Origin of the sequence: Halalkalibacterium ligniniphilum (assembly GCF_000334155.1) — a bacterium.
Classification (GTDB): Bacteria; Bacillota; Bacilli; order Bacillales; family Bacillaceae_D; genus Halalkalibacterium; species Halalkalibacterium ligniniphilum.
Map to the genome: position 1 here is coordinate 1 of NZ_ANNK01000127.1, position 21907 is coordinate 21907.

General features: G+C 41.4%; 17 protein-coding genes. 1 reads left to right on the forward strand and 16 read right to left on the reverse strand.

Annotated elements, in window-relative coordinates; translation table 11 throughout:
- From BLT_RS0115655 to BLT_RS0115680, 6 genes are all read right to left on the reverse strand, one after another.
- A partial coding sequence (locus tag BLT_RS0115655) for a biotin carboxylase N-terminal domain-containing protein (protein ID WP_017728717.1) occupies positions 1-466 on the reverse strand: 466 nt, incomplete at its 3' end.
- Between the two features lie 36 nt (positions 467-502).
- On the reverse strand, positions 503-2152 hold the full coding sequence (locus BLT_RS0115660; protein WP_017728718.1) for an AMP-binding protein: 1650 nt from the start codon (positions 2150-2152) through the stop codon (positions 503-505).
- A gap of 25 nt (positions 2153-2177) precedes the next feature.
- On the reverse strand, positions 2178-3323 hold the full coding sequence (locus BLT_RS0115665; RefSeq protein WP_017728719.1) for an acyl-CoA dehydrogenase: 1146 nt from the start codon (positions 3321-3323) through the stop codon (positions 2178-2180).
- A gap of 422 nt (positions 3324-3745) precedes the next feature.
- Positions 3746-5272, reverse strand: coding sequence for an amidase (locus BLT_RS0115670; RefSeq protein ID WP_017728720.1), 1527 nt, complete (start codon positions 5270-5272; stop codon positions 3746-3748).
- Between the two features lie 578 nt (positions 5273-5850).
- Positions 5851-7053 (reverse strand): aminotransferase-like domain-containing protein, encoded by a 1203-nt coding sequence (locus BLT_RS0115675; RefSeq protein ID WP_017728721.1) that lies wholly within the window; start codon positions 7051-7053, stop codon positions 5851-5853.
- 348 nt (positions 7054-7401) lie between these two features.
- Positions 7402-7908, reverse strand: coding sequence for a ferritin (locus tag BLT_RS0115680; protein ID WP_017728722.1), 507 nt, complete (start codon positions 7906-7908; stop codon positions 7402-7404).
- 186 nt (positions 7909-8094) lie between these two features.
- Here BLT_RS0115680 and BLT_RS0115685 point away from each other — a divergent pair, with 186 nt between their 5' ends.
- On the forward strand, positions 8095-9084 hold the full coding sequence (locus BLT_RS0115685) for a Gfo/Idh/MocA family protein (protein WP_017728723.1): 990 nt from the start codon (positions 8095-8097) through the stop codon (positions 9082-9084).
- A gap of 48 nt (positions 9085-9132) precedes the next feature.
- Here BLT_RS0115685 and BLT_RS0115690 read toward each other — a convergent pair whose 3' ends face one another.
- The 10 genes from BLT_RS0115690 to BLT_RS0115735 all read right to left on the reverse strand — a co-directional run bounded on the left by BLT_RS0115690 (position 9133) and on the right by BLT_RS0115735 (position 21882).
- On the reverse strand, positions 9133-10539 hold the full coding sequence (locus BLT_RS0115690; RefSeq protein WP_017728724.1) for a SpoVR family protein: 1407 nt from the start codon (positions 10537-10539) through the stop codon (positions 9133-9135).
- Positions 10540-10683: 144 nt separating this feature from the next.
- Complete coding sequence (locus BLT_RS0115695) at positions 10684-12420, reverse strand: phospho-sugar mutase (protein ID WP_017728725.1); 1737 nt, start codon at positions 12418-12420, stop codon at positions 10684-10686.
- Positions 12421-12683: 263 nt separating this feature from the next.
- A complete protein-coding gene (locus BLT_RS0115700) occupies positions 12684-14357 on the reverse strand; it encodes a glycerol-3-phosphate dehydrogenase/oxidase (RefSeq protein WP_017728726.1) in 1674 nt (557 codons plus the stop codon).
- Between the two features lie 294 nt (positions 14358-14651).
- Positions 14652-16145 (reverse strand): glycerol kinase GlpK, encoded by a 1494-nt coding sequence (glpK, locus tag BLT_RS0115705; RefSeq protein WP_017728727.1) that lies wholly within the window; start codon positions 16143-16145, stop codon positions 14652-14654.
- A gap of 20 nt (positions 16146-16165) precedes the next feature.
- Positions 16166-16996, reverse strand: coding sequence for an MIP/aquaporin family protein (locus BLT_RS0115710; RefSeq protein WP_017728728.1), 831 nt, complete (start codon positions 16994-16996; stop codon positions 16166-16168).
- A gap of 200 nt (positions 16997-17196) precedes the next feature.
- Positions 17197-17745 carry a glycerol-3-phosphate responsive antiterminator gene (locus tag BLT_RS0115715; RefSeq protein WP_017728729.1) on the reverse strand — a complete coding sequence of 183 codons (549 nt, stop codon included), beginning with the start codon at positions 17743-17745 and terminating at the stop codon, positions 17197-17199.
- A 77-nt stretch (positions 17746-17822) separates the two neighbouring features.
- Positions 17823-18305 (reverse strand): FixH family protein, encoded by a 483-nt coding sequence (locus BLT_RS0115720; protein WP_017728730.1) that lies wholly within the window; start codon positions 18303-18305, stop codon positions 17823-17825.
- A gap of 229 nt (positions 18306-18534) precedes the next feature.
- Complete coding sequence (locus BLT_RS0115725; RefSeq protein WP_026105152.1) at positions 18535-20079, reverse strand: bifunctional GNAT family N-acetyltransferase/carbon-nitrogen hydrolase family protein; 1545 nt, start codon at positions 20077-20079, stop codon at positions 18535-18537.
- Between the two features lie 416 nt (positions 20080-20495).
- Positions 20496-20969 (reverse strand): chemotaxis protein CheX, encoded by a 474-nt coding sequence (locus BLT_RS0115730; RefSeq protein ID WP_017728732.1) that lies wholly within the window; start codon positions 20967-20969, stop codon positions 20496-20498.
- 211 nt (positions 20970-21180) lie between these two features.
- Positions 21181-21882: a DUF2225 domain-containing protein gene (locus tag BLT_RS0115735; protein WP_017728733.1), complete on the reverse strand. Its 702-nt coding sequence runs from the start codon at positions 21880-21882 to the stop codon at positions 21181-21183.
- Positions 21883-21907 lie beyond the last annotated feature (25 nt).

The following is a 21907-nucleotide window of genomic DNA, read 5'->3' on the forward strand; positions in this document are numbered from 1 at the left end:
TGACAGGGTAGCCAATACGCTTGGCTACCTCTATGGCTTCGTCTACACTTTTTAACGGTTCATTCACTCCTGGAATCACAGGAATCCCCGCCTTCTCCATCGTTTTACGCGCTTCAATCTTGCTCCCCATTTTTTGAATAACATCTGGATGTGGACCGATAAATGTAAACCCTTCCTCTATACAGCGACGTGCAAAGTCCGCATTTTCAGAAAGAAGCCCATAGCCTGGATGAATCGCCTCAACCTCGGCTTGTTTAGCGACTTCAATGATTTTTTCAACATTTAAATAGCTTTCAAGCACTCGATTCTTTCCAACCACATATGCCTCATCTGCTAGGGTAACGTGCAACGAATCAAGGTCAGCCTCAGAATAAACGGCAACAGTCGCGATCTTTAAACGCTTGCATGTTCGGATAATACGAGCAGCAATTTCGCCACGATTTGCAATCAATATTTTTGCAAACATTGCTCTCCCCCCTTGGATCGATATCTCTACACATGTTTAATTTGTTTTTAATTCGAATACTTCCTTTGCCTGCTCTCGCAGCTTGAACTTTTGGATTTTCCCTGAGGCTGTCATTGGATACTCATCAATAAAGGCAATGTAGCGTGGTATTTTAAAGCGGGCGATTTTTCCAAAACAATACGTGCGAATTTCTTCAGCCGTTGCTGTTTCACCTTTTTTCAATTTAATCCAGGCTGAAACTTCTTCCCCAAAAGTTTCATCAGGGATACCGACGACTTGGACATCAAGAATTTTAGGGTGCTGATAAAGAAATTCCTCTACCTCTCTTGGATAAACATTTTCTCCTCCACGAATAATCATGTCTTTTAAGCGACCTGTGATACGGCAATAGCCGTTCTCGTCCATCACAGCCAAATCACCTGTATGAAGCCAGCCTTCCTTTGTAATGACGGCTGAGGTGGCATCAGGATTTTTATAATAGCCCTTCATAACATGATACCCGCGTGTGCATAGCTCTCCTTGCACTCCCCGAGGAACTTCCACCTCTGTTCCAGGCTCCACAATTTTCACTTCCACATTCGGTAAAGCGCGACCGACGGTTTCAACACGTATCTCTAACGGATCATTTACCCTTGTTTGTGTAATGACTGGCGATGATTCTGTTTGCCCATAGGCAATCGTAATTTCTGAGGCACCCATCTTTTCAACAACGGCTTTCATCACTTCAATCGGGCAATTCGAGCCTGCCATAATCCCTGTTCGTAGGGTTGATAAATCATAGCTGTCAAAATCCTTTTCATTCAGTTCAGCAATAAACATCGTCGGCACCCCATGAAGCCCAGTACATCTCTCATTTTGAACCGCTTCAAGAACGACTTTTGGGTTAAATTCCTGAATCGGAACCATCGTGGCACCAACAGAAACACAAGCTAATGTACCAAGAACACAGCCGAAGCAATGAAAAAACGGAACCGGAATGCAAAGCCGATCATTTGCGGTGAGATTCATACACTTAGCAATATTCAGCCCATTGTTAACGAGGTTATAATGGGTAAGCATCACGCCTTTTGGAAACCCCGTTGTTCCAGAGGTGTACTGCATGTTAATGACATCCCCCGGCTTTAAACTGGCCATGCGCTCCTCCAATGCCTGGTCACTCTCCTCTTCGCCAAGCTGTAAAACTTCATTCCATGTGTACATACCCGGATGCCGCTCTTCCCCTAAATGAATTACTCTCTTTAAATAGGGGAGCTTTTCCGATTGAAGATGACCAGGATCACTGTTTTTTAGTTCTGGAACAATTTCGTACAGCATTTCCAAGTAGGAAGCATCCCGATATCCATCGATAAGCAAAATCGTTGTTGCATCCGATTGTTTTAGAAGGTACTCCAATTCCGATGTTCGATAGCTTGTATTCACCGTCACGAGCACTGCACCCATTTTTCCTGTTGCAAATTGAGTAACAAGCCATTCAGGGACGTTTGTAGCCCAAATCGCTACATGCTCACCTTGCTCAATTCCTAGCTTCATAAAGCCCTTTGCCGCTTTACGACAGAGCTGGTCAAATTGTTCATACGTATAGCGTAAATCTAGTTCAGGATAAACAACGGCTTCATGAGTCGGTTGTCTTGCTGCTACTTCCTCAATGAGTTGTCCAATCGTTTGATTTAGGACTTCATCTGGCATCAATCTTACCCTCCCGTTCGTTTGATTAACGGCATCCTAACTGGCGAGCGATGACAAGACGTTGAATTTCAGACGTTCCTTCTCCAATTTCAAGTAGCTTTGCATCTCGAAGCATCCGCTCGACCTCGTATTCACGCATATACCCATATCCACCATGAATTTGGATCGCTTCGTTTGCCACCCTTGTTGCTGTTTCAGAAGCAAACAGCTTTGCAAAAGCGGCTTCTTTGGCAAATGGTCGTCCCTTATCTTTTAGCCAAGCCGCTTTTAATACCATATTTCTTGCTAGTTCAATTTCCATCGCCATATCAGCGAGTTTAAATTGAATCGCTTGGAAGCTGGAAATCGCCGTCCCGAATTGCTTCCTTTCTTTTGCATAAGCAAGGGCACGATCAAATGCAGCTTGTGCGATTCCGACACCTAGAGCACCAATAGAAATTCGACCGCCGTCCAATGTATACAAAAATTGCTTAAAGCCCTTATCAGGGTCACCTAGTAAATTTTCTTTCGGCACACGTACATTTTCTAAAACGAGCTCACATGTATTCGATGCACGCACGCCCATTTTTTCGTAGTTGCAATTAATTGTGAAACCAGGTGTTTCCGTCGGTACGATGATCGCTGAAATGATTTTTTTGCCGTACTCGTCTTTTCCTGTAACGGCTGTAACAATGACCGTTCTTGCATACCCTGCATTTGTAATCCAGCATTTTTCCCCATTAATCACGTATTCATCACCATCTAAAACAGCCTTCGTCCGTGTCCCGCCAGCATCTGATCCTGCGTTAGGCTCTGTTAACCCAAATGACCCGAGTGATTCTCCAGAAGCTAATGGGACAAGATGTGCTTGCTTTTGCTCTTCTGTTCCAAAATAGTAAATAGGACTGGCACCTAATGAAACAGCTGCAGCATAGCTTAACCCAGTTCCGCCGCAGGCGCGCCCAATTTCTTCTACAGCTACGGCGTAGGAAATCGTATCAGCACCAGATCCACCATATTTTTCAGGAAATGGGATGCCTAAAAGACCTAGGCCAGCCATTTTTTTAAAGATGTCTTCTGGAAATTCGGACGTCCGATCAAAGTGTTCCGCATGTGGAGCAATTTCTTTTTCGGCGAAATCACGAACCATTGACCGAATCATTTGCTGTTCTTTCGTTAAATCAAAATCCATCCTAACTCCCCCATTCTTATCAGGTTCCACCTTATTCTGAACGGTCGCTCATCCCTCCTGCACTCTTATGTCTACGTACACTCTCTAAAAATATTCATAAGTGATTGTTATGAAAAAGCTCGTATGCTCAAAAAAAGAAATAAATGTAAGCGCTATCAAAATCGTATCGTTAGAATAGATTTTTGTCAATCTATTATAAATTATTAGAATTTTAAGTTTATTATACTTGAACAAAACTTGGCTTTTCGCAAATTCCTTCATAGCAAAAGCCTTAGTTACAGTTATACTTGGGCCTTCGAACTTTTAACTACGTCGTTAAACTTCTATGTTGAAAGATATATACTTAACGTACAAAAAGGGACAACACCAAAAGGCCTTGAACCAGCCTTTTGGGCTACCCGCTTTTTCAGAGCGTCTTCCCACTAAGCTTTTGAAGGAACGCGCCCATGTAACGTTTGAAACGCGTGTGCAGCTTGTAAGACCGTCTCATCTTCGCCAAAACGCCCTACAACCATCATACCAATCGGGAGTTCCTTCGATTTTTGACAAGGTACATTCATGGCCGGATGACCTGTAATATTAAAAGGTGCAGTATTACAAATCATTTCTAAAGCACATGCGATTACCTCTTCTCTTGGTGCATCAGGAGCCGGAATTTTTGTTGCCTTCATCGGTGTTGTTGGCATAATGAGCACGTCATATTCCTTTAGCGCTTCGTCATATGCTTGTTTTAATTTTCTCGATAAGTTTTGTGCTATTGCATAATATTTTCCATTGTATTGCTCCTGCATATATTGTCCAAGTAAAATGGTCATTTTAACAGTCTCTGAATAATCATTGGCTCTGACTTTTCGCGCCTTCCCATAGGCATCCAAAAGTTTTGTGCTATAATGCCCCTTCCAGTTGTTCCCCATTCCATTGTCCTTGACCATTAATGCTGTTAAACCCTCAATTCCAACACCGTTCCAAATATGAATGCCGTCGAGATGCATGGGAATCGATACTTCTTCAACATGGGCTCCACTGCCTTCTAAAGACTGAGCTGCTTCTTTAACCTTTTGATCCACATCTTTCTCAGACAATCCTTCCCATCCGAAGCCTTCCTTCACAATCCCTACTTTTAAACCTTCAGCATGACCAACAAGGGCGTCGGTATATCGTTTTACTTCCAAGCCAGTCTGTCTTGGATCTAATCCATCAGGCCCAGCTAACACTTCTAGCAATAAAGCGACATCCTCCACTGATCTCGCCATTGGTCCTGTATGATCGATCGTCTGCTCGATTGGAAAAATTCCTGTGTAAGGAACGAGTCCATAGGTTGGTTTTAGACCATAAATGCCACTCCAAGAGCTCGGCATTCGAATCGAGCCACCTTGGTCACCACCAATCGCCATATCCACTTCTCCCGCCGCAACCAATGCTGCGCAACCACTAGAAGAGCCGCCGGTTGATCTGGTCGGATCATGTGGGTTTAAGACTGGGCCTGTAGCGGACGTATGGCTCCCTCCTGATAGGCAAAAATCTTCACACACGGCTTTCCCTGCTATTTCTCCTCCAGCATCAAGAATCCGCGTAACAATTGTCGCATCCTCATCAGGAACAAATCCTTCGAGAATCGCAGAACCATTCATCATCGGGACTCCTGCTAGACTTATATTATCTTTGAGAACAATCTTTTTCCCTGCCAATTTTCCACTGTCTTTTCCTTTAACCGTTGCTTTCCAATACCAAGCGTTGTATTTGTTTTCTTCAGCATCGGGACGATAACCAGATGTTCGTGGGTAATCTACGGCAAGACGAGGCTCAACAAGCTGATTTAAACGATTGTAGGACTCAAGCGTTCCGTTCATTAATTCTTGATAGGAAAATAAATCGTCCTCTGTGAGATCGAGATGAAAGTCATTCGCAATCTTTTTTAATTGTTCCACCGTTGGTTTTTTTACAGCCATACTTACGCCTCCTAAAGTTAAGTATTCAAGCTACTTCTCTATGTTGGAATAATGGCATCCTCAATGGTAAGTATAAAACGTTCAATCAGGACAGCCACAATTTCGTTAGATTATATTCCAGATAAATTGACGTCAGAACGTAAATTTACAGGAAGGAGGATTCACATTTTTACACTATCTTTCATCGATGAGAGTGAGTAAGCAATAAAAAAAGAATGGTTTGAATTAGAAGGACGGCTGAAGGAATGCCTGTGTAGTGATGGGAACGAGCTTCAATGATTCGGTTACTTGCTTCCCGTTAAGAAGACTCAGTATTCAAAAGAAAACACGACCTTTTAAACATTGTAGCTTAATGAAAAAAGACAAGGGTGTTCCCTTTTTATCAGGAACCACCCTTTTTTCTTTTATTAAATGTATTGACATACCGTGACGCCAGTCGACAATCAGCCTTCTTTTTTGAAGACCATTAACTCGCTAAGCACAACGATCTGACTTATTGATTTGTTTTATACATGAATCCCATCAGGCGCAGTATCTTTTTAAGCGTTTAATGCTAGACAGTACGTAGCTGAATGAGTTTAAGCTAAAATGATTTGTTCCTGTGTTGCGTGTTCAACCACGTCCACAAGAATGTTCATCCCTTGCTCAATTTTTTCATGGGTAGAGTGAGTAAAGTTCAATCGCATTGTATTTGCTTTAGGAGTTCCTGCGTAAAACGGCTCCCCTGGGACGTAAGCAACCCCTTGCTTCACTGCTTCTGACAGAAGTAGGGTCGTATTGATTTTTTCATCTAATTCAATCCAGAAGAACATTCCGCCTTTTGGCTCCACAAATCGTAAGCCCTGAAGGTTAGACTGTTGAAGCATTCTCAGCATCGTATCCTTTCGCGCTCTGTATTCATGAATCAGGGTTTGAATATGGCCATCCAAATCAAAATGGCGACAAAGCTGATAAAGCGCCTGTTGAGATAGTGAATTTGAGTGAAGGTCGTTTGCCTGCTTTGCCTGAGCCATCATCCGGATCACTTGAAACGGCCCTGCGATCCAACCCGTTCTTAGAGCTGGTACAGCTGTTTTAGAAAACGTACTTGTATACAATACATGCGTTCCATCATCAAGGGCAGCGAGCGGTGTATAAGTCTCATCTTCATTAAATTGAATATCTCCATATGGATCATCTTCAAAGATCAAGGCACGATACTTATGAGCAAGATTCACCAATTGAACACGGCGTTCCTTTGACCAAACACGTCCTGCAGGATTTGAAAAGGTAGGAACGACATATATACATTTTGGCTTGTACATTTTTAATTTTTGCTCAAGGTCATCTGGTAACATCCCGTTATCATCAGAGTCCACTGCAATCACTTTTGCCTCATAGGATTGAAATACTTGAAGGGCAGCTAAATACGTTGGATCTTCTGTTAAAACAACATCCCCTGGATTAAAAATCACTCTTGAAAACAGATCAATCGCTTGCTGAGATCCTGTTGTTACTAACATATCGTCTTCTGTAAAGGATTGAATGCCTTTTCGTTTCATCCGTTCTACAATCACTTCACGAAGAGGACGGTAGCCTTCGGTCTCCGAATATTGCATCGATTTTTTACCTGTTTCAAACACACGAGCAAACGCATCTTGTACGCCCTCAAGCGGAAACAAATTATCATCCGGCAAGCCTCCGGCAAAGGAAATGACGTTTTCCTTATTTACCACTTTTAAAATATCCCTTACTGCAGAGGAATGGAGATGACGAACTCGTTTCGCAAATGCATACTTCATGATGGACACCTCAATTGACGTAATTTTTTGAAATTTATCTCTATACTACCCCGTTCTGCTGAAAAGTCAATTCTTTTCACAAGATTTTCAGATTTTCTGTCTCGACAGCAAAAAAGACGATCCTTATATTAAAGTGCCGTCTTCGAACGAGTTGACGCAATGATCCAATTAAATCTGTAGAAAAGCATGTATCCACATATGATTCACTCGCCTGATGACTGAACAGAACCTATATAAAGAGTAACGAAAAAAGAATACTTTCAATCTATATTGTACCTCTTCCTCCGCTCCACCGCAATGGGGGTCAGGGCAAGTTTGCTCCGGGCAAATTTGCTCTGACCCCTCAGCTTATTCAGATTCTGGTGAGAAGCTCCGTTTTGCGAACTCATTATCCATCATAAAGAAGGCGTTGCTGTCATCATCAATACGCTTAAGCTTTTGAATGATGCTATCAAAGAGGTCTTCCTCTTCCACCTGTTCTTCAATGAACCACTTCAAGAAATTGATCGTTGCATGCTCCCTGGCATCTAGTGCAAGATCAGAAAGCTTATAAAAGCGCTTCGTCACTTCTTTTTCTTGTTTTAACGCTTTTTCATAGGCATCCAATACAGAGCTGAAATCATTATTCGGTGTTTCAAAGCCTGTAATGATCGCCCGTTCACCCATCGTATTAATAAAGTTGTAAATTTTCATGCCATGGAATCGCTCTTCTTCTGCTTGCACTAAAAAGAAATTGGCAAAGCCGTCTAAGCTTTCATGAGAACAATAGGCTGCCATCGCCATATAGGAATGAGCCGCGTAAAACTCGTAATTCATTTGTTCATTTAACGCCTTTAACAGTGTTTCGTTGAGCATGTAGGAAGCCTCCTATCGATTTGGATACTTTTAGTATAGCATGCTCGTAAAAATTAAAGAATATAGGAAATTCAAGCTGCAATCCGTTTCGTTTGTGATGGCTCTATAGGAAGATGTACAATGAACATTATTTCCAACGTAAAATAGATGATATGTATTAAGCAGAAAAGAAAGGTTGGATTCACCATGAAAATACGTTTTGCCATTGTCGGAACAAACTGGATCACCGAAAGGTTTATTGAAGCTGCCCGTAAGGTTAATGACTTTGAATTAACCGCCGTCTATTCACGGACAGAGGAACGAGCAAAGGAATTTGCTACCCCTCACCAAATCCCTTACACCTTCACACATTTAGAAGAGCTTGCGAAAAGCGACGAGGTAGATGCAGTATATCTTGCCAGTCCTAATTCCTTGCATGCACAACAAGCCGTCCTTCTCATGAATCATGGAAAGCATATTTTATGCGAAAAACCGATGGCCTCCAATAAAAAAGAAGTGCAGCAAATGATTGAAGCCGCAAAACAAAACAATGTGCTATTAATGGAGGCAATGAAATCAAGCTTTCTTCCGGGATTTCAAAGCATTCAACAGCACCTACATAAAATTGGACAGGTTCGTTTTTACTTTGCAAACTTTTGTCAATATTCCTCTCGCTACGATGCCTTTAAAGAGGGAACGATCTTAAATGCATTTAAGCCAGAGTTTTCCAATGGCTCTCTAATGGATATTGGGGTTTACGCTCTTTATCCTTTAGTTGTCCTTTTTGGGAAGCCTGAAAGCATCAAAGCAAGTGGTCATCTACTCCATTCTGGTGTCGATGGTGGTGGTAGCCTCCTCTTACATTACAAAGACAAAGAAGCCGTTATCGTCCATTCGAAAATTACAAGCTCAGCACTACCTTCTGAAATCCAAGGTGAAGAGGGAACGATGATCATTGATCGCATAAGCGAACCAGGAAATATTCAAATCCGCTACAAGGATGGAACAATCGAAGATCTTTCGGAAGAAGCTGTTGAGCCTACGATGTACTATGAAGTTGAGGCCTTTATCCAATTGCTTCAAGCAGGCAAGACAGAGTCACCAATCAATTCATTGGAACATTCACTTACTACCATTGAAATCATTGAAGAAGCCCGACAGCAAATCGGGATTATCTATCCTGCTGATAAAAGCTAAAAATGAAAAGAAACCCGTTTGTTAAGAGCGGGTTCCTTTTCGTATCTCTCATATATACTTTCGATGCACTTTCTTCCCATCATAGATAAAATCAATGGGCTTATCATTAACGACCGATTCAAGGTGAACTGCACGACCCCAAAGCTGGTAAATGTATGGGAGCACTTTTTCTACATAGCCAACATCAAGCTCTGTCCCTTCATAATTATGGGAGATATATAGCTCTCCGTTTTTTAAATAATCACCATTGGTCACTGTTAAATAAGGGAACCCCCCATTTACTCGGGATTGCACGAGCTGATCACGAACAGACTCCCATTCTTTATCGATGATTTTATAATCAGTTCCTTGCTTCTGAAACAGGTACATGTCTTCTCTTAGAACAAGATCCTTCGTCAGATAGTTTCGTATAAAGGAGATATCTGATTCGATTTCACGAACTTCAAAAATTTTCTCGCGGCCGCTTCCAGGCTCGACTCCTTGCCGCTCTTTCATATCTTCTGTAGGGTGATTGTAACGCTCTTCGATGTCTTCAAAAATTTTCAAGCCAAGATAGTACGGATTAATTGAAGTTCTCGATGGCTGGACGACACTCGCATTTAGCTTTGCAAATTCCACCGTTTCGTCGCTCGTCAAATCCATTTCGCGAAGAATCCGCGCATGCCAGTAGGATGCCCAGCCTTCATTCATAATTTTTGTCTCCAGCTGGGGCCAGAAATAAAGCATTTCTTCACGCATCATCGTCAGAATATCCCGCTGCCACGGCTCTAACTCACGACTGTATTCTTCAATGAAAAGCAGAATATCTTTTTCAGGCTTTGGTGGAAACGCCCGTTTTTTTTGCTTTGGCTCTTCTACTGGCTGTTTCTCATCAAGAGCAAAGAGATCATCATAATCCCCTTTTCGTCGCATTGGCTCCTTATCTTCATCATCCATTGTCCAAGCGAGCTTTGGTCGAACAAGACTCGGATCAATATGCTCTTGAATCGAGAGCACCGCATCCAAAAAGGATTCCACTTCTTCTTTTCCATGGACATGCTCGTAATGGGCAATCCGCTCGGCTGTAGCACTCATGCTCTCAACCATGTCTTCTCGTGTATTTGAAAACCGCACATTGTTTTTAAAGAAATCACAATGGGCAAGTACATGTGCAACAATCAATTTGTTTTGAATAAGGCTGTTACTATCAAGTAAAAATGCATAGCATGGATCAGAGTTAATAACGAGCTCATAAATTTTACTTAAACCTAGGTCATATTGAATCTTCATCTTGTGAAACTGTTTCCCAAAGCTCCAGTGCGAATAGCGAGTCGGCATTCCATATGCGCCAAATGTATAAATAATATCTGCTGGGCAAATTTCATAACGCATTGGATAAAAATCTAATCCAAATCCTTCTGCTATTTCGGTTATTTCCGCAATGGCTGTCTCAAGCTCTTTCCATTCTACATGCATAATGATCCCTCCTCAAACGCCTTTTTACACTTTATGTGAGAGAAAGACAAATGATGAAAGAGAAAAGGAAGCATCACCTTGACAAGAGAGCAAACAAAAAAAGCTGAGCATCTGAAAGCTCAACTTCTTTGTTTCGTACAATTTTTAGACCATGGCATTTACCTTTGCCATGACCTCCCGTTTTAATTGCGCAAGCTTATCCTTGCTTCCTTCCAATGAGTCACTGCTTACACCAAAATAGATTTTTAATTTCGGCTCTGTGCCAGATGGGCGTAGACAAAACCATGACTCATCATCAAGTGTGTACTTTAACACGTTCGATTTTGGAAGGATGATCCGTTCCGTTGCTTTTTGCTTAATGACTCTTTTTTCACTGCTTTCATAATCCTCAATCGTTGCAATCGATTGACCGTTAATGCTTGAAAGTGGATTTGTCCGAAAATTACTGAGGATCTCATTAATTTTTTCAACCCCGGATTTTCCTTTTAAGGTCAAGGATTCTAAGCCTTCTAGGTAGAAGCCATACTTGTCAAACACCTCAAGCAAGCCTTCATAGAGTGTCATGTTACGCGATTTATAATATGCCGTCATTTCTGCTGCAAGCAAGCATGCTTGCACGGCGTCCTTGTCTCGGACAAAATCTCCAATTAAGTAACCATAGCTTTCTTCGTATCCAAATAAAAACTTAAAGGACCCTGTTTGTTCATACTCCTTCATTTTTTCCCCAATGAATTTAAAGCCGGTTAACGTATCAACCGTTGTCATTCCGTAGTTTTCAGCAATGGCTCGCCCTAATTCAGAGGTGACGATCGTTTTTAGCACAACGCCATTTTTAGGAAGAGCCTGCTGTGCTTTCTTTTGAGACAGCAAATATTCTAGCATCAAGGCCCCTGTTTGATTGCCTGTTAAAACAATATAGTCTCCGTCGGCATTTCTAACAGCGACCCCGACTCTATCCGCATCAGGATCGGTGGCAAGAAGGACATCTGCGTTCTCTTTTTGCCCGTATTCAATTGCCAATGAAAAGGCTGCATGCTCTTCAGGATTAGGAGATTTCACAGTTGAGAAGTTCGGATCTGGAAGCTCTTGTTCTTTTACCACGGTAACCGAAGTAAACCCACTCGACTCAAGCACCCTCCGAACAGGAATATTAGCCGTTCCGTGAAGCGGGGTAAATACAATTCGAACATCTTTTCCTATTTGTTGAGTTAATTCTTTGTTAACTAAAATCGTTTGGAGCGCTTCTATGTAGGCATCATCCAATTCTTCGCCGATGATTTGGAGAAGCCTTGCTCCTTTTAGCTCCATTTCATCAGCAACGTCGAGTGTTAGCTCATCTTCAATTTGATTCACAAAACGGACCAATTCATTTGCAGGCTCTGGCGGTAGCTGACACCCGTCTGAGCCATAGACCTTAAACCCATTGTATTCTGGTGGGTTGTGGCTTGCTGTAATCACAATTCCTCCGACTGCATTCAACTCACGAACGGCAAAGGAGAGAGCTGGTGTCGGTCTGAGATCGCGAAACAAATACGTTTTTATTCCATGCTTCCCTAGAGTCAAAGCCGCTTCCAACGCAAACTCAGGTGATTTATGGCGAGAATCATAAGCAATGGCTACACCACGCTCTTTTGCATCATTCTCCTTTTGTAATAGATATTGAGCAAAGCCCTCTGATGCTTTTCGAATGGTATATGTATTCATGCGGTTCGGACCTGGACCAATTTCTCCTCGCATACCACCTGTTCCAAATTCTAAATTTTTATAAAAACAATCCTCAAGTTGTGTTTCATCACCTGAAAGCTTTTCAAGAATCTCTTTTAACTCAGGCTCTAAGGCACTGAATTGCTTCCATCTTTCATATTGTTGCCTCCAGCTCATTCCATCCCCTCCAAATCAATCTATTTGATAGTTAAAAGGCTTACATCATCAGTCTATTATATCATTCAATAAAAAATCTGTAATTTCCTCTAAATTCCCAAATGCAATTTATTTATCGAACATTCCTTATGATCGTGTTGCATTTTTATGTGGGCCTTTGATAATCATAATAAAACTAAAAGCTTCGAACACTAAAAATTAAGTGATCGAAGCTTATGTTTTCGAACTTACCTTCTCCCTCGCAAATAATCGTTGCTCTTTGATTACACGCGAATGACGCCTTCATCACTGGTTACTGGCGTTTTAGCATAATAAAGTTCTGTTTCAAGTTCTTTGCGAAACGCTTTTGTTTGTTCCTCTGTCCAGTTCAAGAATTTTTCCATATATATAAGGACAGGCTCCTTCCATTTTTCGACCCACTGAATGTTAAAAAAGAGCGCACCTGTGCGTCGGCTAAAAAAGTCGAGAGGCGTGACGACCATTTCCTCTGCCATTCCATAACGAAGCTGGGCGTAAATCGCTGGTTTCAGCCCAGCTTGTTTGGCCTCGTCACCATTATCCTCTAAATAACGAAGAACCTTAAAAATGTTGGAGCCGTAAAGCTCTGCTAGTCGACGGGCTTCCGTTTCATCCAGTCCTGCACTTACCCCTTTTTGTATAGCAACCACTAGAAAATCAGCAAAGCCAGCCGAGCCCCCAACATCACCACCAGAGAGCTTAATTTTTGCCGTTTCACACGCTTTATCTACACCTAAATCCCTTGCCACGACGTTAATGACACGTTCCGCCATTTTTCGATAGCCTGTTAATTTCCCCCCAGCAATGGAAATCAGTCCGCTATCTGAAACAAACATTTCATCTTTACGCGACACTTCAGAAGCACTTTTTCCTTCTTCATAAATGAGTGGTCGTAATCCCGTCCAGCTCGATTCAACATCCTCAGCTCGTAGCTGTAAGGTCGGAAACATAAAATTAACAGCCGAAAGGATATAATCTCGATCTTCCACTGTCATCCGAGGATGAACCACGTCTCCTTCGTAAAACGTGTCCGTAGTTCCTACATACGTTTTTCCTTCACGAGGGATGGCAAAAATCATCCGTCCATCATGCTCTGTATCAAAATAAACGGCTTGCTTTAACGGAAAACGGTCTTGATCAATCACAAGGTGAACACCTTTTGAAAGCTTAAGGCGTTTCCCCGTCTTTGAACGGTCCTGTTCTCGAAGGGTATCCACCCAAGGACCTGCTGCATTAACAATTTTTTTCGCATAAATCTTGTGGGCTTCACCTGTCAGTTGATCCACCGCAACAACGCCAACGATCTTACGATTTTTATACAGAAGTGACTCTACTTTTGTATAATTCAACGCCTTTGTTCCTCGATTGACTGCTTCTTTGATTACTTCTAGGGTGAGTCTTGCATCGTCTGTTCGATATTCAACATAAATACCGCCGCCTTTTAACTTATCGCGTCGAAGCAACGGCTCTTTTTCGAGCGTGCGATTTTTATTTAGCATGTAGCGTCGTTCCTCTTTGCGTACATCTGCGAGATGATCATATACCTTTAACCCTAAGGACGTTGAAAATTTCCCAAACGTTCCATCTTTAAAAATTGGTAGCAGCATCCATTCTGGTGTTGTGACATGCGGGGCATTTTCATAAACAATCGCCCGCTCCTTCCCCACTTCAGCTACAAGCTTTACTTCTAGCTGCTTCAAATAGCGTAAGCCACCGTGTACAAGCTTCGTGGAACGACTTGAGGTTCCCGCTGCAAAATCCTGCATTTCCACGAGTCCTGTTTGAATCCCACGAACCTGAGCATCAAGGGCAATCCCAGCCCCTGTAATTCCCCCTCCGATAACGAGCAAATCCAAGGTCTTTGACTTCATTTCTTCTAATATATCCGCCCGCTTCTTACTTGAAAACATCGTTGCCATGCTATTCATCCTCTCTTTATTGCATGTCAGGAAAAAGAGATTTTACGATGCAAAAAAAGACCACAACATCCCTATTTGGACATACTCCTAAATAGGGTGTTGTGGTCTCTCCTTTTCTCCGACCAATGATTAACTTATTTTCAGTATAACCAATTTTTTTGTAAAAAGCAAAAAATACTCTCGCAAAACCCTGCGTTCTATGTGTGGAATCGGTACTCTTTATCCATTCAAGAACGATTGCCCTTCATCATTGGAAATAAGTTCAGAGCTTAGAGTAATCAGCTAATAAAGCCTTTACTTAAAAGCTTGAGCAGCTTTAACCGCCTTTTTCCAGCCCTCATAAAGAGATGTTCGCTCCTCTTCTTCCATCGAATCTTTGAAATCTTTTTCCAAGATCCATTGCTTTGATATTTCTTCTTTGCTCTTCCAAAATCCGACACCCAGTCCTGCAAGGTATGCTGCGCCAAGGGCTGTCGTTTCTTGAATAAGCGGTCTTTCAACAGGGACACCGAGAATATCGCTCTGGAACTGCATCAAAAATTGATTTGCAACGGCTCCACCGTCAACACGTAATGTTTTTAATGTAATGCCAGAATCTGCTTCCATTGCCGTTAATACATCCTTCGTTTGATAGGCGAGAGATTCTAGAGTCGCGCGAACAACATGCTCCTTCAATGTGCCTCGTGTCAAACCAAACATTGCACCTCTCACCTCCGAATCCCAATACGGTGTACCTAAACCAACGAAAGCAGGAACCACATACACACCTTCAGACGAAGAAATTTTTGTTGCATAGCCTTCAGAATCAGCTGCAGATTTTAACATGCGCAAGCCATCACGAAGCCACTGGATCGCTGAGCCTGCGACGAAAATGCTTCCTTCTAAAGCGTACTCAACTTTTCCATCAAGCCCCCATGCGATTGTCGTTAATAGGCCGTGGTTCGATTTCACCGCTTGCTCTCCCGTGTTCATAAGCATAAAGCAGCCTGTGCCATACGTATTTTTCGCCATTCCCTCTTCAAAGCATGCCTGACCAAATAAGGCTGCTTGCTGGTCTCCAGCAACACCTGCAATGGGGATGTTCTCACCAAAGAAGTGATAATCTATTGTTTCCCCGTACACTTCAGAGGAAGGACGAACTTCTGGAAGCATCACGGCAGGAATATTCAGCATTTTAAGGAGTTCCTCATCCCATTTTAGGTCATAAATATTATACATTAACGTCCGAGAAGCATTTGAGTAGTCCGTCACATGAGCCGCTCCGCCTGTTAGCTTCCAAATCAACCATGTATCAATCGTTCCAAATAACAACTCCCCTTTTTCAGCACGCTCCTGCGCACCGTCCACATGGTCTAAAATCCAACGAACTTTTGTACCTGAAAAATATGCGTCAATCAGGAGCCCTGTTTTATCCGTTACCATTTGCCCATAGCCTTCTTCTTTTAAACGAGTACAAATGTCTGCCGTTTGTCGTGATTGCCATACGATCGCATTGTAAATCGGACGTCCAGAGTCCTTTTCCCATACAACCGTTGTTTCACGCTGGTTTGTTATCCCAATTGAAGCGATTTCACTTGCTTCTACATTTGTTTTAAGTAAAACACCAGAAATGACAGAAAGAATGGAAGCCCAAATTTGGTTAGGATTATGCTCAACCCAGCCTGGCTTCGGAAAAATTTGATCAAATTCCTTCTGCTCCACGCCGACGATTTCTCCACCTTTATTAAATAAAATCGCCCGTGAGCTTGTCGTTCCTTGATCTAACGCAAGAATATATTTTTTCTCCATTTCTATTTCCCCCTTGCTCTTTATTTTGCCATCAAGACATGTGAATTTTTACTCGTTAGAGATTTGCGTCTTTCTATAAAGATCGTATAGCTGAGTACGACAATGAATGCAAATATAAATACCCATAATGCGTTGTAATAAATACCCTCAAACAACGCTGCATAAGTAAGAGCACCTAAGCCACCGCCGATAATCGGTCCAATAATCGGAAGCCACGCATAACTCCAATTTGATGAGCCCTTATTCGGGATAGGAAGGAAAAAATGGGCAAGCCTTGGACCTAAATCACGGGCTGGATTGATTGCATAGCCTGTCGTCCCTCCCAACGATAAACCGATGACAATGATAAGTAATCCGACAACGAGAGGATTTAATCCCTCGGTAAATTCATTTGCCCCAATTGCTAAAATCCCTAATACTAAAATAAACGTACCAAGAACCTCACTAAAAAAGTTTGAAGGCAAATGCTTAATTGCAGGATTCGTAGAAAACACCCCAAGCTTAGCCCCTCGATCTTCCGTCGCTTTAAAATGAGGGTAGTATTGGAAAAACACTAAGGTTGCACCGATGAACGCACCGATCAATTGAGCGACAATATAGCCTGGAACTTCACTCCACGCAAAATCTCCTACAAGCGCCAAACCGATCGTTACCGCTGGATTCAGGTGCGCTCCACTTATGTTCCCAACACAATAAATCGCAGTTGCAACACCTAATCCCCATGCTGTCGTAATGACGATCCACCCTGATGCTTCCGCTTTCGTTCCTTTTAACACAACTCCAGCAACAACACCAGCCCCAAAGATAATAAGAATCATTGTACCAATGAGTTCCCCGACAAATGGTAGCATTGTCTTCTCCCCCTAAACAATTAAAGTTAGAACGAAAAAAAAGAGACCAACAAAAATCAGCTAACAAATGAACATTTGTTAGTGTTTTCGTTAGTCTCCAAATCTCCGTCACAGGAATATTAACTTATCTACATTAAATCACAGATTGAAAACGCTGTCAAATCATTTAGTTAAAATTACGATTGGACATTTTTTCACTTTTACCATAATTCCTTTCTTGAGGTTGAAACAGCAACAGCTCCTGCTTTTAAGGCAGCACTGACTTCATTACCTGTTCGAATCAGCCCTCCTGCAATAATCGGAATTTTCGTCTTTTCATAGACTTCTGTAATGATATGAGGCATAACCCCCGGTAGAACCTCTATTAAGTCAGGCTTGGTTGTTTCAAGTAGCTTGTAACTTGATTCAAGGGCGATCGAATCAAGAAGAAAAAGTCGCTGAACCGCAAGTAATTTATTCTTTTTAGCCGTTAGCACAACGTTCTTTCTTGTAGAAATAAGTCCCTTCGGCCGAATATCTTGTGCTAAAAATTGGGCAGCGTATTCATCCGAGCGCAAACCTTGCACTAAATCAGCGTGGAGCAACAATTCTTTCCCGTTTGATTTAACAAGCCGAACAAGACTTCTTAATTGGGCGACATGACTGTTTAATAAAATAATATAGTGGAAGTCTGTATCCAAAAATGACTCGAGTTCCTTTGCTGTTCTAGCAGCAGGAAGTATTTGTTGTCCTTGAAAATGTTTGCTCATATAAATGACCCCTTCCTCGTTACATGCTTCATTTAAGCAAGGAGCTACTTGTCTGTCAACCACTATCCCTTTCTCGATTATTCAAGTTCAGCTGTTTCAGCTTGAAAATGATCTTGCGGATCGCGATTTGCTTCAGCAATCACTGGTCCAGTCACCTCAAAAATAAACGGATTTCGAAACACCTTTGCCCCATTTGTTGCTTCAACAAATCCGACCCATGTTCCACCCATTGAAAAAATCACCTCTGTTTCATATAAACCATTTTCCACATGATGCATCGTTTTTTCCATATGGTGAACCATTCCTGGCATATCGAATTTAATTTGAACATTTGCAGAATCGATTCCAGTTCCATTTTCATCATATAAAAAAAGATGAATATCGGTTGCTTCTCCTGACTCCCATGCCTCTTCAAGACCAACAACCTCCATCCTCCAATCTGTAACGAGCTCTTTAGGACTAAATATCACATAAGACGCCCAAATCGAACCAATGACGAAAGGAATCGCTAGGAAAAGGATAACATAAGGCCGAAGCTGGATTGATCGTTCAAGTTTCATTGTCTTCCTCCTTTCATTCCTTCACCATCCTTGCCCATTTCATTTAAAATTATGCATCATCCATTCTTTTTGTTTTTTCGAAGGCTAACCAATCGACACACGTTATGGCTCAAATTGATAAGAAGGGCGCTTGCGCTAGACATCATTAAATGCATACGTTTATCTCAAAAAAGCCCCCTTTCGTCAGTCGAGCAGGTCACTCACATGACAGGAGGGGGCTTTTTTGTAACTAGCGCTGCTTATAGATAATTTGGTAAATATCGTGACGACGATCCTTAAGCTGATTGACACTTCCTGCGCGACGATGGCGGCGTAAGATTTCCAAATCAACATCCCCAATCACAACGGTTTCGATATTTGGATTGCATTCACCTACAATTCCATCACGGGCAAAGGTAAAATCAGAGGGACTAAAAATACCTGACTGTGCATATTGAATATCCATATTTTCCACATCTGGCAAATTTCCAACAGTGCCAGAGAGAACCGTGTATACTTGATTTTCTATCGCACGAGCCTGTGAACAATAACGGACCCGTAAATATCCTTGGCGGTCCTCTGTACAGAATGGTGTGAAAATGATGTTTGCCCCTTTATCAACTGCAATTCTGGCAAGCTCTGGAAATTCAATATCATAGCAAATTTGAATGGCGATTTTTCCACAATCCGTATCAAAGACTCTTACTTCATCCCCTGCACTTATTCCCCAGAACTTTCGTTCATTCGGGGTAATGTGAAGCTTATATTGCTTTTCAATTGTTCCATCACGACGAAACAGATAAGCAATATTATAAATTTTGCCCTCTTCTTCAACAAAATGAGAGCCTCCAATGATATTGACGTTGTATTTTACAGCAAGATTTGTAAAAAGTTCAATATAGTCTTCTGTAAATTCAGTTAAGCGACGAATTGCTCGGCTTGGACTCTTTTCAGGTAAAAATGATAGGAGCTGGAGTGTAAAAATTTCAGGGAATACGGCAAAGTCAGAGTGATAGCTCGCAGCAACATCTGTATAATATTCACACTGGATCGCAAAATCCTCAAACGAAGAGATTTTCTTCATTTCATATTGAATTGTTGTTATTCTTACAGGAAAGGACGTTTTAAATTGGCGCTTTGGCACCGTCGGCCGATAATCAATATTGTTCCATTCCATTAGAGTCGCATAACGCATTGAAGCTTTATCATCTTGCAAATAATTATGATTAATTCGTTTTAAGGTAAAGCCATTCATAACCTGGAAGGTCAATACTGGATCATAAATGTTATGCATGATGACTTCTTCTACATATTGTCGTGGTGTAAACTCTTTTGCATACTTGTAATAATTAGGAATTCTCCCACCGATGATAATACTCTTCAAATTAAGCTCCCTTGCAAGATCCTTTCTTGCTTCATAGAGCCGACGCCCGATTTTCATGCGACGGTATTCAGGATGTACCATGACTTCAATGCCATATAGATTATAGCCTTCTGGATCATGGTTCGTTATGTACCCATGATCCGTTATTTCATCCCATGTATGTTGATCATCGTATTCATCAAAATTTATGATGAGACTTGAACAGGTTCCGATGATCTCTCCATCATACTCGACACAAAATTGACCTTCTGGAAAAATCTTAAGATGACTTTCAAGATGCTCTCGTTTCCATGGTTCCATATTCGGGAAACAAATGCGTTGCATGTCGATAATTGCATCGAAATCCTTCTCTTCAATGTTTCGAATAATCATCTTTTTCTCAAATTTTGAAACATCGATTTTCTCCAATATTTTCCGCCCCTTTACAAGCCTTTCTGAGATTTCCCAAGTACGCAGCCTATTAAACGCACTGATTTACCTGCTTCTCTTTTAAACAAAACTTGGCATTTCGCCAAATCCTTCACAGCGAAAGCCTTAATTGCAATTATACTTAGGCCTTCAAATTTTTAACTACGTCAATAAACTCCTATGTTAAAAAAATTATATTTTCTTAACATACAAGAAAGTGTACCCTTTCTTAAAAAATTTGAACAGCATTCTCCACTTTCTACAAACGCGCTTTCATTCCCTTTTTGAATATAACCGCGCTTAAAAATTTTTTTGTAAGATTACTTACCATATTTTTTCTTTTATAGCTGGTAGGAAACTGGACGATGTAAATTGAATTATTTTATAATTCAGATAAACAAAAAACCCATTGAGTTTTCTCAATGAGCTTCTAGTATCTCTTCTTTTACTGCAATATGGACATCAATTTCTCCAATAATGCTCGTCAATGGAACCGTTACGTATGGATAGCTTGAATGAAACTTTGATTCTCCTTCATTAACGATTGGCGGTGTGACATCAATGATGCATGATTCTTTTGATAGCTCTGTAGCAGTGGTGCCAGCTACCCAATTTCCAAATTCTTGAACAGCACTCCACCCTATTTCATCTAGCTGCTGAATCTCCATACCACCCATCATTACACTTACGATCTTTTTGGCTGTCTCACTAGAAAACGTGCATATAATTTGGCCACTTAATTCACCTTTTATACCTAAAATCACTGCAACATCTCTAGAAGGAACATTTCCCTTTCCAGCACTTGCCTTTAAGGGAGTAACCTCTACTCCAAGATGATTTGTTAAAATCCCTTTTGTCGCTCTGCTTATAGCGTTTACATGGTTTACATTCATGATAACATCCTCCATCAGCTAGAATGATTTGTACAATTCGTGCGTAGTCTGATAATAGAAAGATTCCTCGCAAAATTTGATAACTTAACCCTTGGACAACTCTATCTCATCCTTACCTAAAAAAGAAAAGGAGGTGTGCTAATCATGAAGTGAATGAATCGATTGGATGCATCGAACCGTTGAGTAAGGGGCTTTAAAATGAAGCATTATGTTAGTTAGGTATAGGTACTTCTTCTTGACCATTACGAATTTCATACCATTGCTCGCGAGCCATCTCGACAATTTTCGGTTCTGTGTGTCGATTTTTATGTTGAACAACCCTTGAAAAATATTGAATAGCATCCTCTACACGTCCAACTCTACGGCTTAGCTCTCCAAGAAGATAAAGTAATTTCAACTCAGACATGTTCATGTCTTTAAAATCACCAGATCGAAAAGAAGCGTTATACTTTTCCAACGCTCCAGTAAGAAAGCGCTGCTCCTGTTCTTCATCATTCCAAAATCGATACAGCCAAGCGAGCCGTAAACAAAGACCTGCAATGATCACATGCTTTTCTTTTTTTAAGTTCGCTGTGAGTATAGCAAGCTTATACACACGAATGACTTGCTCTACCGTCCGTTCTTGACCAAAATCTTGAAACTTCCAATTTTTCAGTTTTGTTTTGATCGTCTCCATCGTTTCTGGTGGGAATGTTGATGAGAATGCTTCAGTAAACGCAAAGCCACAATTCGGACATACGTCAACCTCATAAAACATTGGGTTTAAAGTCGGATCTTTATATTCTGTACAAAAATCACTTTGAACGTGCTTCGTTCGAATAAAGCGGGAACGTAAGCGCTTGGTATTAAAGGAATTTTGACATAGTAAACACGTTTTTTCTTTATCATACAAAGGCTCGATTACGACACTCATCGTCATCACCCTAGTTATTTTGATT

Excerpts from the sequence above, each read along its gene's own strand:
- BLT_RS0115675 (WP_017728721.1), bottom strand. The coding sequence starts at position 7,053 with ATGAAGTATGCATTTGCGAAACGAGTTCGTCATCTCCATTCCTCTGCA.
- BLT_RS0115690 (WP_017728724.1), bottom strand. The coding sequence starts at position 10,539 with ATGCATGTAGAATGGAAAGAGCTTGAGACAGCCATTGCGGAAATAACC.
- BLT_RS0115665 (WP_017728719.1), bottom strand. The coding sequence starts at position 3,323 with ATGGATTTTGATTTAACGAAAGAACAGCAAATGATTCGGTCAATGGTT.
- BLT_RS0115730 (WP_017728732.1), bottom strand. The coding sequence starts at position 20,969 with ATGAATGTAAACCATGTAAACGCTATAAGCAGAGCGACAAAAGGGATT.
- BLT_RS0115710 (WP_017728728.1), bottom strand. The coding sequence starts at position 16,996 with ATGCTACCATTTGTCGGGGAACTCATTGGTACAATGATTCTTATTATC.
- BLT_RS0115670 (WP_017728720.1), bottom strand. The coding sequence starts at position 5,272 with ATGGCTGTAAAAAAACCAACGGTGGAACAATTAAAAAAGATTGCGAAT.
- BLT_RS0115695 (WP_017728725.1), bottom strand. The coding sequence starts at position 12,420 with ATGAGCTGGAGGCAACAATATGAAAGATGGAAGCAATTCAGTGCCTTA.
- BLT_RS0115720 (WP_017728730.1), bottom strand. The coding sequence starts at position 18,305 with ATGAAACTTGAACGATCAATCCAGCTTCGGCCTTATGTTATCCTTTTC.
- BLT_RS0115685 (WP_017728723.1), top strand. The coding sequence starts at position 8,095 with ATGAAAATACGTTTTGCCATTGTCGGAACAAACTGGATCACCGAAAGG.
- BLT_RS0115715 (WP_017728729.1), bottom strand. The coding sequence starts at position 17,745 with ATGAGCAAACATTTTCAAGGACAACAAATACTTCCTGCTGCTAGAACA.
- BLT_RS0115735 (WP_017728733.1), bottom strand. The coding sequence starts at position 21,882 with ATGAGTGTCGTAATCGAGCCTTTGTATGATAAAGAAAAAACGTGTTTA.
- BLT_RS0115700 (WP_017728726.1), bottom strand. The coding sequence starts at position 14,357 with ATGGCAACGATGTTTTCAAGTAAGAAGCGGGCGGATATATTAGAAGAA.
- BLT_RS0115660 (WP_017728718.1), bottom strand. The coding sequence starts at position 2,152 with ATGCCAGATGAAGTCCTAAATCAAACGATTGGACAACTCATTGAGGAA.
- BLT_RS0115680 (WP_017728722.1), bottom strand. The coding sequence starts at position 7,908 with ATGCTCAACGAAACACTGTTAAAGGCGTTAAATGAACAAATGAATTAC.
- glpK (WP_017728727.1), bottom strand. The coding sequence starts at position 16,145 with ATGGAGAAAAAATATATTCTTGCGTTAGATCAAGGAACGACAAGCTCA.